The sequence below is a fragment of the Streptomyces viridochromogenes DSM 40736 genome (assembly GCF_000158955.1).
GTDB lineage: Bacteria > Actinomycetota > Actinomycetes > Streptomycetales > Streptomycetaceae > Streptomyces > Streptomyces venetus.
Genome location: NZ_GG657757.1, coordinates 7,488,915 through 7,502,699 on the forward strand (window position 1 = coordinate 7,488,915; position 13,785 = coordinate 7,502,699).

The 13,785-nt window shown below is 70.8% G+C and carries 9 protein-coding genes; 3 read left to right on the forward strand and 6 right to left on the reverse strand.

Features of this window, described 5'->3' with window-relative positions:
* Window positions 1-8 precede the first annotated feature (8 nt).
* The 6 genes from SSQG_RS32785 to SSQG_RS32810 form a co-directional block, all read right to left on the reverse strand.
* A complete protein-coding gene (locus tag SSQG_RS32785; protein WP_003994264.1) occupies window positions 9-2,942 on the reverse strand; it encodes a glycoside hydrolase family 2 TIM barrel-domain containing protein in 2,934 nt (977 codons plus the stop codon).
* Complete coding sequence (locus SSQG_RS32790) at window positions 2,939-3,973, reverse strand: alkaline phosphatase family protein (protein WP_003994265.1); 1,035 nt, start codon at window positions 3,971-3,973, stop codon at window positions 2,939-2,941. The genes SSQG_RS32785 and SSQG_RS32790 overlap by 4 nt, the downstream gene beginning before the upstream one ends.
* Window positions 3,974-4,017: 44 nt before the next feature.
* Window positions 4,018-4,866: a carbohydrate ABC transporter permease gene (locus SSQG_RS32795; RefSeq protein WP_039934137.1), complete on the reverse strand. Its 849-nt coding sequence runs from the start codon at window positions 4,864-4,866 to the stop codon at window positions 4,018-4,020.
* The gene (locus SSQG_RS32800; protein WP_039934140.1) at window positions 4,863-5,747 is read right to left on the reverse strand and encodes a carbohydrate ABC transporter permease; all 885 of its coding nucleotides are present in this window, start codon (window positions 5,745-5,747) and stop codon (window positions 4,863-4,865) included. Before SSQG_RS32800 ends, SSQG_RS32795 begins: the two co-directional genes overlap by 4 nt.
* A 126-nt stretch (window positions 5,748-5,873) precedes the next feature.
* Complete coding sequence (locus tag SSQG_RS32805) at window positions 5,874-7,151, reverse strand: ABC transporter substrate-binding protein (RefSeq protein WP_003994268.1); 1,278 nt, start codon at window positions 7,149-7,151, stop codon at window positions 5,874-5,876.
* A gap of 46 nt (window positions 7,152-7,197) precedes the next feature.
* Window positions 7,198-8,250, reverse strand: a complete 1,053-nt coding sequence (locus tag SSQG_RS32810; RefSeq protein ID WP_003994269.1) for a carbohydrate kinase family protein — start codon at window positions 8,248-8,250, stop codon at window positions 7,198-7,200.
* 147 nt (window positions 8,251-8,397) lie between these two features.
* Between SSQG_RS32810 and SSQG_RS32815 the strand changes: the two genes are divergently transcribed.
* From SSQG_RS32815 to SSQG_RS32825, 3 genes are all read left to right on the forward strand, one after another.
* On the forward strand, window positions 8,398-9,162 hold the full coding sequence (locus SSQG_RS32815; RefSeq protein ID WP_003994270.1) for a DeoR/GlpR family DNA-binding transcription regulator: 765 nt from the start codon (window positions 8,398-8,400) through the stop codon (window positions 9,160-9,162).
* 189 nt (window positions 9,163-9,351) lie between these two features.
* Window positions 9,352-10,689, forward strand: a complete 1,338-nt coding sequence (locus SSQG_RS32820; RefSeq protein ID WP_039934141.1) for a 6-phospho-beta-glucosidase — start codon at window positions 9,352-9,354, stop codon at window positions 10,687-10,689.
* Window positions 10,690-10,742: 53 nt separating this feature from the next.
* Window positions 10,743-13,784 (forward strand): alpha-mannosidase, encoded by a 3,042-nt coding sequence (locus SSQG_RS32825; RefSeq protein WP_003994272.1) that lies wholly within the window; start codon window positions 10,743-10,745, stop codon window positions 13,782-13,784.
* The last annotated feature ends 1 nt before the right edge of the window (window position 13,785 follow it).

A 13,785-nucleotide genomic window follows, 5' to 3' on the forward strand; every position in this document is an offset into this window, starting at 1 on the left:
GGAGGGACTCAGAGGACGCGCAGCGTCCAGCTCCAGCGATGGACGCCGGCCGCGACGAGGTAGGAAGCGAAGGTGTCGGGCCCGCACGACGCCGTGCCCAGCCCGCGGTGCGCCGCGTCGATGTGCACCACGCACCCGGCCCGCGGCACCAGTTCGTCGTGATGGGTGACAGCGGCGAGATCGGCAGCGCGATGGCGGGTCACGGAGACCTGGCGGGGCCGGTCCAGCCGCACCGCGAGGCCGGTGGCGTCCGGAGCGGACAGCGTGAACCGCCGCACGCCGTGCCGCCCGCCGCTCTCCTGAGGCCGCAGGTACGGGGTGAACAGCTCGTCCACCGGCAGTGAGTGATGCCCCACGGGCGCGCCCGCTTCCCGGTCCGGATACGACTCCCAGGGACCCTGCCCGAACCACTCCAGCAGATTCAGCCCCGCGGCCGTCTCGAAGACCGAACCGACCCGGGCCACGTCGTGCAGCGCCTCGGGCAGCTCGGCGCACTCCTCGACGAGCAGTCCGCCCTCGACCGCCGTGAAGACCTGCTCGTGACGGACGGCCCCGCCCGTGCAGAGGTAGTCGCACACCACGGCCACCCGTCCCGGGTCACGCCGTACGGCGACGACCTTCCGGGCGGGTGCGTGAAGCCCCCAGTCCCGCCAGCGTGCCGCCATGCCGCCCAGTTCGTCGTTGTCGGTGGGCGCCCGCCACAGGGACAGCGTGGGCGCGGCCGTCAGCAGCGGATGGACCAGCAGTCCGTCCTCGCCGACCTCCACCGGACGGCCCGGGACCGGGGTGTGCCTGACCGGGGGCGCCGCCCGCAGCCGGACCTGCGGCAGGCACACGACCGTGCCGCGCGGCGCCCAGGGCTCGTCCCCGGCCGTCGTGACCCGCAGGGTCAGCCATGCCTCACCACCGTCCTCCGGCAGTTCGAACGGCAGCGGCACCGCGGCCGTCTCACCGGGGCGCAGATCGGGCAGTTCGGCGGGAGCCGTCCGGGTGGCGCCGTCGGCGAGGGACAGCTCCCACTCGCCGGCCAGCCAGTCCAGGCCCCGGAAGTGCTGGTGGTTGCTCAGGACGACGCCCTCGTGCCGGAAGCAGTCGATCCGCACCGGCGCGGCGATCTCCCGGTGCTCGAACATCACCGGCTTGGGCGTGCGGTCGGGGAAGACGACACCGTCGGCGATGAAGGCGCCGTCGTGGTCCGTCTCCCCGAAGTCGCCGCCGTACGCCCAGCGATGACCGGGCGCGGCGACACCGTTGTCATACAGCCCGGCGCCCCCACGCCCGGCCGGTCTGCCGTCGTTCACACGCTGCAGGATGCCGTGGTCCCAGAACTCCCAGATGAACCCGCCCTGAAGACCCGGGGTGGTCTCGATGGCCTCCCAATGGTCCGCCAGCGTGCCGTTGCTGTTGCCCATGGCGTGCGAGTACTCGCACTGGATGAGCGGCTTGGTCTGGGTGCCGGACATGGCGTGCGCCAGGCACTCCTCCAGCGGCGCGTACATCGGGCAGGCGATGTCGGAGGCCACGCCGGGATCGGCCCAGCCGCGCTTGGCGGCGCCCTCGTACTGCACCGGCCGGGTCGGGTCGTGCCGGCGCACCCAGCCCGCCGCCGCGTCGTGGTTCGCGCCGTAGTCGGACTCGTTGCCCAGCGACCAGATGATGACGGACGGGTGGTTCTTGTCCCGCAGCACCATCCGTGAGACCCGGTCGACGAAGGCGTTCAGGTAGCGCGGGTCGTCGGCGATCTCGTGGGCGTGGTCGTGGGACTCGATGTCCGCCTCGTCGACGACGTAGAAGCCGAGCTCGTCGGCGAGGTCGTACAGGGCCGGGTCGTTCGGGTAGTGCGCGGTGCGGATCGCGTTGAAGCCGAACCGCTTCAGCAGGACGAGGTCGGCGCGCATGTCGTGGTACGACACCGTGCGACCCGTCAGCGGATGGAAGTCGTGCCGGTTGACGCCCCGGATGAACACGCGCTCACCGTTGACCAGCAGGTCCCGCCCGTCGATCTCGACGTCGCGGAAGCCGATCCGGTGCCGGGAGGTGTCGGCGACGGTGCCGTCGGCGCGGTGCAGCCGGACGGTCAGGCCGTACAGCTCGGGCGTCTCGGCCGTCCAGGCGCGGACATCCGGTACGGCGGCCCGCAGCCGGGCCTCACCGAGGAAGTCGGAGACGCGCTCGTCCTCGGCGTTGGTCCGGTCGAACTCCGCGTCCTGCGTGAGGAGGTGTCCGTCCAGCTCCCCGCTGACGTACCAGCCCTCGGGCAGCGCCCCGCCGGCGTCCCGCACCCGGCAGTCCACCCTCAGGTCGCCGTCGCGCCGGGCGCGCACGGTCACGTCCGCGAGATGCAGCGCATCCCGCGCGTACAGCAGTACCGAGCGGGTGATCCCGCCGTGCCACCAGTGGTCCTGGTCCTCGATGTGCGAGGCGTCCGACCACTTCACGACGGTCAGGCGGACCGTGGCCCGCTCCCCGGGGCGTACCACCGGCGTCAGGTCGAACTCGGCGGCCAGGTGGGAGTCCTTGGAGATCCCGGCCGGCCGCCCGTTCACATGCACCAGCAGCACGCTCTCGGCGGCCCCGACCTGGAGCACGATCCGCCGCTCGGCCCACTCGGCCGGCACGTCCACCGCCCGTTCGTAGACGCCCGTCGGGTTGGCGGCGGGCACCTCCGGCGGGAACTCGGCGAACGGCATCCGGATGTTCAGATACCGCGGGAGATCGTCCGTGCCCTGCACGGTCCACACACCGGGCACGTACGACGACGACCAGACCTCCCCGAGCGGGGCGTCCGGCGCGGGCAGCAGCTGGAAGCGCCAGTCGCCGTCCAGGGATACGGCCCCGGCCCGCCGGTCGACGGCGTGCATCGGCAGCCGCCCCCAGGAGGTCACCTCGGGGGCCTCCCAGGGGCGCAGGGCGGTCAGGGGGTCGAAGGGTGCGTCGGTCATGACCATTCCGAAGTCGGTGGGGTGGGGCGGGGCAGGACACGGCCCGGCAGGCCCCAGTCGGGGTCGACGGGGATGCCGAGACGGTCCAGGACGGTGGGGGCGATGTCGATGAGGCGGGGAGCGTCGAGCCGGAGGCCCCCGGGCATGCCGGGCTCGGCGAGGACGACGAAGACCTCCCGCTCGGCACGCGAGTCGCCGCCGTGGCCACCGGAGTCGAGATGACCGTGGTCGGTGGTGACCAGCACGGTCCAGCGCTCCTCGGCGCGCCGCGGATCCGAGCGCCGGGCGTCGATCGCATCCAGCAGCCGCCCGAGGTGGGTGTCCTGGGCGAGGAGGGCCTGGTCGTAGGCGGGGGAGAGGGGCCCGGTGGCGTGGCCGGCCTCGTCGGTGGCGCCGAAGTACGCGAACAGGACGTCCGGGTCGAACGTGGTGAGCCAGCGCAGGGCGGTGCGGGCGACGCGGCGGTCCGCGGTTTCATACCCCCTGGACTCGCCGTTGTGGCGCACCCGTCGGCCGATGGCCCGGCTGAGGGTGCCGCGGCGGACCAGCGCCGGCCAGGACACCGCGGCCGCCGTGCGCAGACCGGGCCGGGCGGTGGCGGCACGGGTCAGGAAGTCGGGGTAGCGGGTGTAGTCGGCGCCTTTGAAGTCATTGCCGGTCACCCCGTGGCGGTCGGGCCACACCCCGGTGAGGATGCTCGACCAGCCGGGCCCGGAGTCGGTGTAGGCCATGCTGGTCGACGGACCGTTCGCGGCCTGGCCGTCCGCCTCGCCGTAAGGCAGCAGGCTGGTGCCGACGGCGCCCGCGGCCATCAGGCTGTGCAGCACGGGTGCCGCGGACGAAGAGAGGACCAGCCGGTCGAAGCGCAGCCCGTCCATGCCGACGACGAGCACCTTGGCGCGTGGGGCCTCGGAATTGACGTCCGTCACTGGGTGCCTCTCTTGTGTGGCTGCTACGAGCTCGGGCCGGGACCGGCCGCTCTCGGCTGCGCGTCCCCTGTGGCTGGTCGCGCCCACGCGGCGGAGCCGCATATCGGCACAGCCCCGCGCCCCCTTTCGGGGCGCGGTTGTCCCGGTCAGGTTCCCTGCACAGCTCCCTCTGTGGCGCCCGCGATGAACCCGCGGGCGAAGAGGGTGAAGACCACGACCAGCGGCACGGACGCCATGAGCACGCCCGCCATCACCATGCTGTAGTCGGTGGTGTGCCCGACGTGGAGCTGGGCGAGCGCCACCTGGAGGGTGAGGTGGCCGGGGTCGGTGAGCACGACCAGCGGCCAGATGTAGTCGTTCCAGGCACCGACGAAGGCGTAGATGGCGAGGAAGGACAGCGCGGGCCTGATCATCGGCAGCACGATGTTCCAGTACTGGCGGAAGAACCCGGCGCCGTCGATGCGCGCGGCGTCGAGGAGTTCGTCCGGCACACCGTTGTGGATGTACTGCCGCAGCCAGAAGATGCCGAAGGCGTTGGCGAGGGCGGGCAGGACCAGCGCCTTGAGCGTGCCGACCCAGCCGATGTCGGACATGAGGATGAACTGTGGGAGCACGGCCAGCTGGAGCGGCAGCATCATGAACCCGACCAGCATGGCGAACAGCACCCTGCGTCCGGGGAAGTCGAACTTGGCGAAGGTGAACGCCGCCAGGGAGTCGATGAACAGGACCAGGACGGTCGTGACGCACGCGACGACGAGCGTGTTCAGCATCGACCCGAAGAAGTCGATGGTGTCGAACACGTGCCGGACGTTCTCCAGCAGATGGGAACCGAAGGTCAGCTTCGGCGGGCTCTTGTAGATGTCCTCGGTGGTGTTGGTCGCCATGACGACCGTCCACACGAACGGGAAGACCGAGATCAGGACGGCCAGGCCGAGGACGATGTGCGCGGTCAGGCCCTTGGGACGCCGTGACCGCCTCTTGACCGCTGCGGTCATGACTTCCTCCCGCGCTGGACGACGCGCCAGTTGACGACGACCAGCACCATGATCAGTACGAAGAAGGCCCACACGATGGCCGCGCCGTAGCCGTAGTCGTTGTTGACGAAGGCCGACTGGTAGAAGTACAGCAGCGTGGTCAGACCCGCCTGGCCGGGACCGCCGAGGTTCGGGTTGGCGGCGTTGCTGCCGAACAGGACCTGGGGTTCGCTGAAGCTCTGCAGGCCGTTGATGGTCGAGATGACGACGGTGAACAGGATGATGGGCCGCATGATCGGCATGGTGATCTGGAAGAACGTGCGGATGGGCCCGGCCCCGTCCAGCCTGGCCGCCTCGTAGATCTGCGTGGGGATGGCCTGAAGGCCGGCCAGGTAGATGATCATGTTGTAGCCGGTCCACATCCAGGTCATCAGCAGCGCGATGACCAGTTTGATCAGCCACGGGTTGCTCAGCCACGGCACCGGTGAGATGCCGACCGTGCCCAGGATCGCGTTGACCAGGCCGAAGTTGTTGCTGAACACCGCGCCGAAGAAGATCGACACGGCGACGATCGAGGTGACGTTCGGTATGTAGAGGGCGATGCGGTAGAAGCCCCTGAAGCGCCGCACCGAGTGCAGCAGCGTCGCCAGCACCAGGGCGCCGAACAGCGTGGGGACGGTGGACAGGACCCAGATCACCAGGGTGTTGCGGATCGACATCCAGAAGACCGGGTCGTCCCACAGGAACCGGAACTGCTGGAAACCGACGAACTGGACGGTGCCCATGCCGTCCCAGCGCTGGAAGGCGAGATACAGCGAGTAGAAGACCGGGAAGAACGAGAAGGCGCCGAAGATCAGGAAGAAGGGCGAGATCGCCAGGTACTGCCGCCAGTGGGCCAGCACCCCACGACGCCTCGGCCGCACGGCGCCCGCCGGCGGGGTGCGCCGGGGGCGGAGGCGGGCCGGGCCGGGCCCGCCGTGGTGCCGGGGCACCGCGGCGGGACCGGTGACCGGAGGTGAGGACATGTCTCAGCTCACCCCCTGGCGACGGGCGATCTGCTTGGCCTGGCCGACCGCGTCGTGCCAGGCGGCGTCGGGCTTCTTGCCCTTGGCCTCGATGTTGGTCAGCTCGGTCATGAAAGGAGCCATGACGGCGGCGTCCGCGGGTGCCTCGTAGGCGGCCGGTATGGACTTGGCGGCCGGGCCGAACACGTCGATGATCTTCTGCCCGCCGAAGAAGGGGTCGCCACCGGTCATGGCCGGATCGGAGTACGCCGCCGGTGCGGCGGGGAAGATCGCGGCGTCCGCGAAGCCGCGGGCGTCGTTCTTCGGACTCAGGATCCAGCTGATGATCTTGAACGCCTCTTCGGGGTTCCGGCACTGCTTGGGCAGGGCCAGGTAGGAGCCGCCCTGGTTGGCCGGTCCGCCGGGCATCGCGCAGACCCGCCACTTGCCCTTGGTCTTCGGGGCCGCCTGCTCGATGTCCAGCGCGTGCCAGGCCGCACCGAGTTCGGTGCTCAGGCTCTTGCCGACGGCGGCGTTCCAGCTGTTGTCGTTGATCTTGGCGTCGAGGCCGAGGGTGTAGGGGCGGACCGCGGTGGTCCACGCCTTGCGGATGTGGTCCTGGTCGCCGATGAAGTGGTTGTCCCTGTCGATGAACCGCTCGGTGCCCTGTCCGACCGCCATGTTGAACACCGAGCCGATGTTGTTGACCAGGTAGGTGCCGGGCACCTGCTTCTTCAGTTCGGTGCCGAGCGCGAAGTAGTCCTCCCAGGTCCCGGCCCGCTCGGCGACCTTGTCGGGGTCGGTGGGCAGCCCGGCCTTGTCGAACAGGTCCGCGCGGTAGAAGAGCGCGGTGGGGCCGATGTCGATCGGGAAGCCGATCTGCTTGCCGTCCTCGGTCCGGGCGAGCTTGGTCTTCCAGTCCAGGTACTGGGACGAGATGTCCTTGAAGCCCAGGTCGTTCAGGTCGAGGAAGCGGCCCGCGTTGGGCAGGAAGGACGCCATGTCCTCGCCCTTGATGCCGGTGATGTCGGGGACCGAGGTGCCCGCCGCGAGGGTGGTGGTGAGCTTCGACTTGAAGTCGCCGCCGATGGAGGCGACGGTCAGCTTCACGTCCTTGCTGAAGTGCGTCTTCGCCTCGGCGACCACCTTGTCGCTGAGCGCGCCTCCCCAGTACCACAAGGTGAGGTTCTTGCCGTTCTTGCTGCCGGCCGATCCTGAGCCGCTGCCGCAGGCCACGGTCAGACCGGAGGCGGCCGCGGTGAGCGCGGCGGCCTGGAGGAAGCCTCTACGGGAAAGGTCCACGGGTCACTCCTGCTGTTGCTGTTCGACGTGCCGAGGGGTTCGAGGGTCAGTGCCGCCGTTCGCAGGCGCGTGGGCCGACGGACGTGTGAGGGGCCGGCGGGGTGACGGGGGCGTACGCGACAGCCGGCCCGGGGTTCTCCGGGAGCCGGCGGGCCAGGAAGCCGTACGCCCGCTTCAGTTCGGGGTCGGTCAGGGTGCGCCACCAGCGGTCGACGCCGTACCAGCCGGGAGCCGCGAGGGCCCCGCCGTGATGGGCGACGGACAGCCCGGCCGCGAGCACCGCGAACCGCAGCCGTTCCACGAGCGGCCAGCCGCCGAGCGAGGTGGTGACGAACGCGGCGCCGAAGACGTCCCCGGCACCCGTCGCGTCGAGCACGTCGACGTCGAGGGCGGGTACGTCCGCGTACTCGCCGGTGATCTGGTCGACGGCGAGGGCACCGTCCCCGCCCCGCGTCACCACCGCGACCGGCACCAGTTCGGACAGCGTGCCGAGCGCGGCCAGCGCGCTGTCCGTACGGGTGTAGGCCATGGCCTCCGCCTCGTTCGGGAGGAAGGCGTGGCACAGGGCGAGTTGTTCCAGGAGGGTCGTCGACCACTCCTGGGTGGGGTCCCAGCCGACGTCGGCGTAGACCCGGGTGCCGTTCGCGGCGGCCTTCGCGAGCCACTCGCGCGGTTCCGCCTCCAGGTGGACCAGGGCGGTACGCGCCCCGGGCGGGTCGCCCATCAGCACGTCCTGCGAGTACGGCGGCTCCTGGCCGTGGGTGAGCAGGGCCCGGTCGTGGCCGTAGGCGACGGAGACGGTGACCGGGGTCGGCCAGTCGTCCGCCGTACGGGAGAGCGAGAGGTCGACGCCCTCCTGGTCGCACAGGACGTCCCGGCAGTGCTCGCCGTAGAAGTCGTCGCCGAATACCGTGGCCAGTGAGGTCCTGAGGCCGAAGCGGGAGGCGGCCACCGCGAGGTTCGCGATGCCGCCGGGGCCGCAGCCCATGCCCCGGGTCCAGATCTCCTCGCCGGGTGTCGGCGGCTTCCCGAGCCCGGTGAGGACGAGGTCGTAGAAGAGCAGCCCGGTCAGCAGCACATCGGGCCGGTCGTCGTCCACGGAGGTGTCCTCTCGCTCGAGTTTGACGGAGATCGTCAAAACTCTTCATTTCTGTGACCGGAATCGTGCGCTGCTCCGAGAGATTGGTCAATACCCGAGCAGAACTGAGCATGGAAATGATTGAAGATGACGAGTAGTGTTCCGGCCGTGCTGGCAGAACGACGACACCAACTCATCCTCCGGGCCCTGCGCTCCGGCGGCCCCGCGGCTGTGACCGACCTCTCCGAACAGCTGGGCGTGAGCCCGGCCACCATCAGGCGTGACCTGGTGAAACTCGAGGAGGACGGCCTTCTGACGCGTGTCCACGGCGGCGCCGTGGTGGAGGAGGGCGACCAGCCCTTCGCCGAGGTCGCCGAGGTGCGGGTCTCCGAGAAGGACGCCATAGCCGAACGCGCCGCCGAAATGATCAGGGACGGTCAGTCGGTGCTGCTGGACATCGGGACGACGGCCTACCGCCTGGCCCGGCAGCTGCACGGCCGCCGCCTCACGGTGATCACCAGCAACCTGGTGGTCTACGAGGAACTCGCCGACGACGAGGGCATCGAGCTGGTCCTGCTCGGCGGCATGGTCCGCCGCGAGTACCGCTCCCTCGTCGGTTTCCTCACCGAGGACAACCTGCGCCAGTTGCACGCCGACTGGCTCTTCCTCGGCACCAGCGGCGTGCGCCCCGGCGGCCAGGTCATGGACACCACGGTCGTGGAGGTGCCGGTCAAACGCGCCATGATCAATGCGAGCGAGAAGGTGGTGCTGCTCGCGGACGCGGCGAAGTTCCCCGGACACGGGATGGCGAAGGTCTGCGGTCCCGAGGACCTGGACGCGGTCGTGACGAACGAGCCGGTCGACCCGGCGACGCGGGCCTCCTTCACGGAGGCGGGCGTCGAGGTCGTCGTGGCGGGAAGGGTGCGGACATGAACCCTCCTCCGGCCGGGGCGCGGGGATTCCCGGCGCGGGCCGCCCCGCCGCCCGGCGCACAGCAAGGTCCCACACCCTCGACACCAGCCGGGCCGGAACCAGCCCGGGTCTCGAAGCACGTTCAAGGAGGTGGCGCGTGCCTGGTTCTCGCAATGCTCTGAGCGCGACCTTCCGATTCGGAGGAACCCGGTGAAGCTGACGATTCTGGGCGGCGGAGGATTCCGCGTGCCGCTGGTGTACGGGGCTCTCCTCCAGGACCACGCCGAGGGCCGGGTGACGCGTGTCGTCCTGCACGATCTGGACGCCGGGCGACTGTCGGCGGTGACGCGTGTGCTCGCCGAGCAGGCGGACGGTGTCCTCGACGCCCCCGAGGTCACCGCCACCACCGATCTCGACGAGGCACTGCGGGGCGCCGACTTCGTGTTCTCCGCGATCCGCGTCGGCGGCCTCCAGGGCCGTGCGGACGACGAGCGGGTGGCCCTGGCCGAGGGTGTGCTGGGCCAGGAGACGGTCGGCGCCGGCGGTATCGCCTACGGCCTGCGCACCGTCCCGGTCGCCGTGGACATCGCCCGGCGGGTGGCCCGCCTCGCGCCCGACGCCTGGGTCATCAACTTCACCAACCCGGCCGGCCTGGTCACCGAGGCCATGTCCCGCCACCTCGGCGACCGCGTCATCGGCATCTGCGACTCCCCGGTCGGCCTCGGCCGCCGCATCGCCCGGGTGCTCGGCGCGAACCCGCAGGAGGCGTGGATCGACTACGTCGGCCTCAACCACCTCGGCTGGGTACGCGGGCTGCGGGTCGCCGGCCGGGACGAACTCCCGCGCCTGCTCGCCGACCCCGACCTGCTCGGCTCCTTCGAGGAGGGCAAGCTCTTCGGCGTCGACTGGCTGCGGTCCCTGGGTGCGATCCCCAACGAGTACCTGCACTACTACTACTTCAACCGGGAGGCCGTCCGCGCCTACCAGCAGGCTGAGAAGACCCGCGGCGCCTTCCTGCACGACCAGCAGGCCCGCTTCTACGCCGAGATGAGCAACCCGGACGCGCCCGCCCTCAAGGTCTGGGACCAGACCCGGGCCGAGCGCGAGGCCACCTACATGGCCGAGAACCGCGAGAGTGCCGGCGCCGGCGAACGCGACGAGGACGACCTGTCCGGGGGCTACGAGAAGGTCGCCCTCGCGCTGATGCGGGCCATCGCCCGGGACGAACGCACCACCCTGATCCTCAACGTCCGCAATCAGCGCACCCTGTCGGTCCTGGACGCGGACGCCGTGATCGAGGTCCCCTGCCTCGTCGACGCCAACGGCGCCCACCCCGTCACCGTCGACCCGCTGCCCGGCCACGCCACCGGCCTGGTCTGCGCGGTCAAGGCCGTCGAGCGCGAGGTGCTGGCGGCGGCCGACTCCGGCTCCCGCACGACCGCCGTGAAGGCCTTCGCCCTGCATCCGCTCGTCGACTCCGTCCACGTGGCCCGCAGGCTGGTCGAGGGCTACACCGACGTCCATCCTGGGCTGGCGTACCTTAGGTGAGCCCCGATCGGTAAGCGCTTTCCCCCGCTCTTCCCGCTTCCTGGAGACTCTTCATGCACGACGAACGCCGCCGGATCGAAGAGCGCGTACAGCGCCTCCACGACCAGCGCATCAAGACCGCGATCTACGCGGCCACCGTCCCCTTCGAGGTAGAGGCATGGCAGGCTCCCGGAGAGCCGGTGCCCTTCGAGGAAGCGGCGGCGGCCTCCTACGAGCCCTTCGCCATGGGCACCCCGTGGGGCCCGCCCTGGGGCACCACCTGGTTCCGCATGCGCGGCCGGGTGCCCGAGGACTGGGCCGGCCGGCGCGTCGAGGCCGTCATCGACCTCGGCTTCGTCGGCGACTGGCCCGGCAACCAGGCCGAGGCGCTGGTCCACCTCCCGGACGGCACCCCGCTGAAGGCCGTCAACCCGCTCAACCAGTACGTGGCGATCGCCAAGGCGGCGACGGGCGGGGAGACGGTCGACTACCTGGTCGAGGCCGCCTCCAACCCGGACATCCTCGCGGACAACTTCTCGAAGGTCACCCCGCTCGGCGACAAGCTGACCGCCGGCGACAAGCCGCTCTACACCTTCCGCGGCGCCGACATCGCCATCCTCGACGAGGAGGTCTGGCACCTCGACCTCGACGTCCAGGTGCTGCGCGAGCTGATGCTGGAGCTCGGCGAACACGACCCGCGCCGGCACGAGATCGCGCACGCCCTCGACCGGGCGATGGACCTGCTCGACCTGGACGACGTCTCCGGCTCCGCCCCCGCCGTCCGCGAGGCGCTCAAGCCGGTCCTCGCCCGCCCCGCGCACGCCAGTGCGCACACCGTCTCCGGTGTGGGGCACGCCCACATCGACTCCGCCTGGCTCTGGCCGATCCGCGAGACCAAGCGCAAGACGTCCCGCACCTTCTCCAACGTCACGTCCTTGGCCGACGAGTACGACGACTTCGTCTTCGCCTGCTCCCAGGCCCAGCAGTACGAGTGGGTGCGCGACAACTACCCCAAGGTGTGGTCCCGCATCCAGGAGTCGGTCAAGAAGGGCCAGTGGGCGCCGGTCGGCGGCATGTGGGTCGAGTCCGACGGCAACCTGCCCGGCGGCGAGGCCGTCGCCCGCCAGTTCATCCACGGCAAGCGGTTCTTCATGGACCACTTCGGCATCGAGACCAAGGGCGTGTGGCTGCCGGACTCCTTCGGCTACAACGCGGCCTACCCGCAGATCGCCAAGCTCGCCGGCAACGAGTGGTTCCTCACCCAGAAGATCTCCTGGAACCAGACCAACAGGTTCCCCCACCACACCTTCTGGTGGGAGGGCATCGACGGCACCCGCATCTTCACCCACTTCCCGCCGGTCGACACCTACAACGCCCGCTTCAGCGGCGAGGAGATGTCCCGCGCGGTCCGCAACTACCAGGAGAAGGGCGGCGCCACCCGCTCCCTGGCCCCCTTCGGCTGGGGCGACGGCGGAGGCGGCCCCACCCGCGAGATCATGGAACGCGCCCGCCGGCTGGCCGACCTGGAGGGCTCCGCGAAGGTCGTCGTCGAACACCCCGACGAGTTCTTCGCCAAGGCCCGCGAGGAGTACCCCGACGCCCCCGTCTGGGTCGGCGAGCTCTATCTGGAGCTGCACCGCGCCACCTACACCTCCCAGGCCCGCACCAAGCAGGGCAACCGCCGCTCCGAGCACCTCCTGCGCGAGGCGGAGCTGTGGGCGACCACGGCCGCGCTGCACGCGCCGGGCTACGCGTACCCGTACGAGAAGCTGGACCGGCTCTGGAAGACGGTGCTGCTGCACCAGTTCCACGACATCCTGCCCGGCTCCTCCATCGCCTGGGTGCACCGCGAGGCCGAGGCGGAGTACGCCCGCGTGGCCGGCGAGCTGAAGGAGCTGACGGACGCGGCGGTGGCGGCGCTGGGCGACGGCGGAACACACGTCTTCAACACCAGCCCCTACGACCGCGCCGAAGTGCTCCGCACCGCCGACGGCGCACCGGTGTTCGTGGAGGTGCCCGCGAGCGGCTCCGCGCCCCTCGCCGACGCCCGGCCCCCGCAGCCGGTGACGGTGAACGGCCGGGTCCTCGACAACGGGCTGGTCCGCGTCGAGATCGCCGAGGACGGCACCCTGTCCTCCGTCCGCGACCTGCGCGCCGGCCGCGAGGTCCTGGCCGAGCCGGGCAACCTGCTCCGCCTGCACACCGACCTGCCCAACTACTGGGACGCCTGGGACATCGACAAGCACTACAAGAACCGCTACACGGACCTGCTCGACGCCTCGTCCGTCACGGTCGTCGAGCAGGACCCGCTGATCGGCGCGATCCGCGTCGAGCGGGACTTCGGCAAGGGCTCGAAGATCACCCAGACGATCACGGTCCGCGCGGGCAGCCCCCGGATCGACATCGAGACGGACATCGACTGGCACGAGACCGAGAAGATCCTCAAGGCCGCCTTCCCGGTCGACATCCGCGCCCCGCACTCCTCGGCCGAGATCCAGTTCGGCCACATCCAGCGGCCCACCCACACCAACACCAGCTGGGAAGCGGCCCGCTTCGAGGTCTCCGGCCACCGCTGGGTGCACATCGGCGAACCCGGCTACGGCGTCGCCGTCATCAACGACTCCACGTACGGCCACGACGTCTCCCGCACGGTCCGTGAGGACGGCGGCACCACGACCACCGTCCGCCTCAGCCTGGTCCGCGCCCCGCGCATCCCGGACCCCGAGGCCGACCAGGGCCGCCACCGCTTCACCTACGCGCTGCTGCCCGGCGCGACGATCGAGGACGCGGTCGCCGAGGGCTACGCCCTCAACCTCCCGCTCCGAACGGCCGAAGCGGCGGGCGCGCCCGCGCCCGTGGTCTCCGTCGAGGGCGACGGCATCACCGTCGAGGCGGTCAAGCTCGCCGACGACACCTCCGGCGACGTCGTCGTACGGCTCTACGAGTCACGCGGCGGCCGGGCCCGGGGCGTCCTGCGCACCGGCTTCCCGCTCGCGGGCGCGCAGATCACCGATCTGCTGGAACGACCGCTCGAGGACGCCGACATCGCCGACGGCGGCGTCCGCGTCACCCTGCGGCCCTTCCAGATCCTGACGCTGCGTCTGCGCAGGGGCTGAC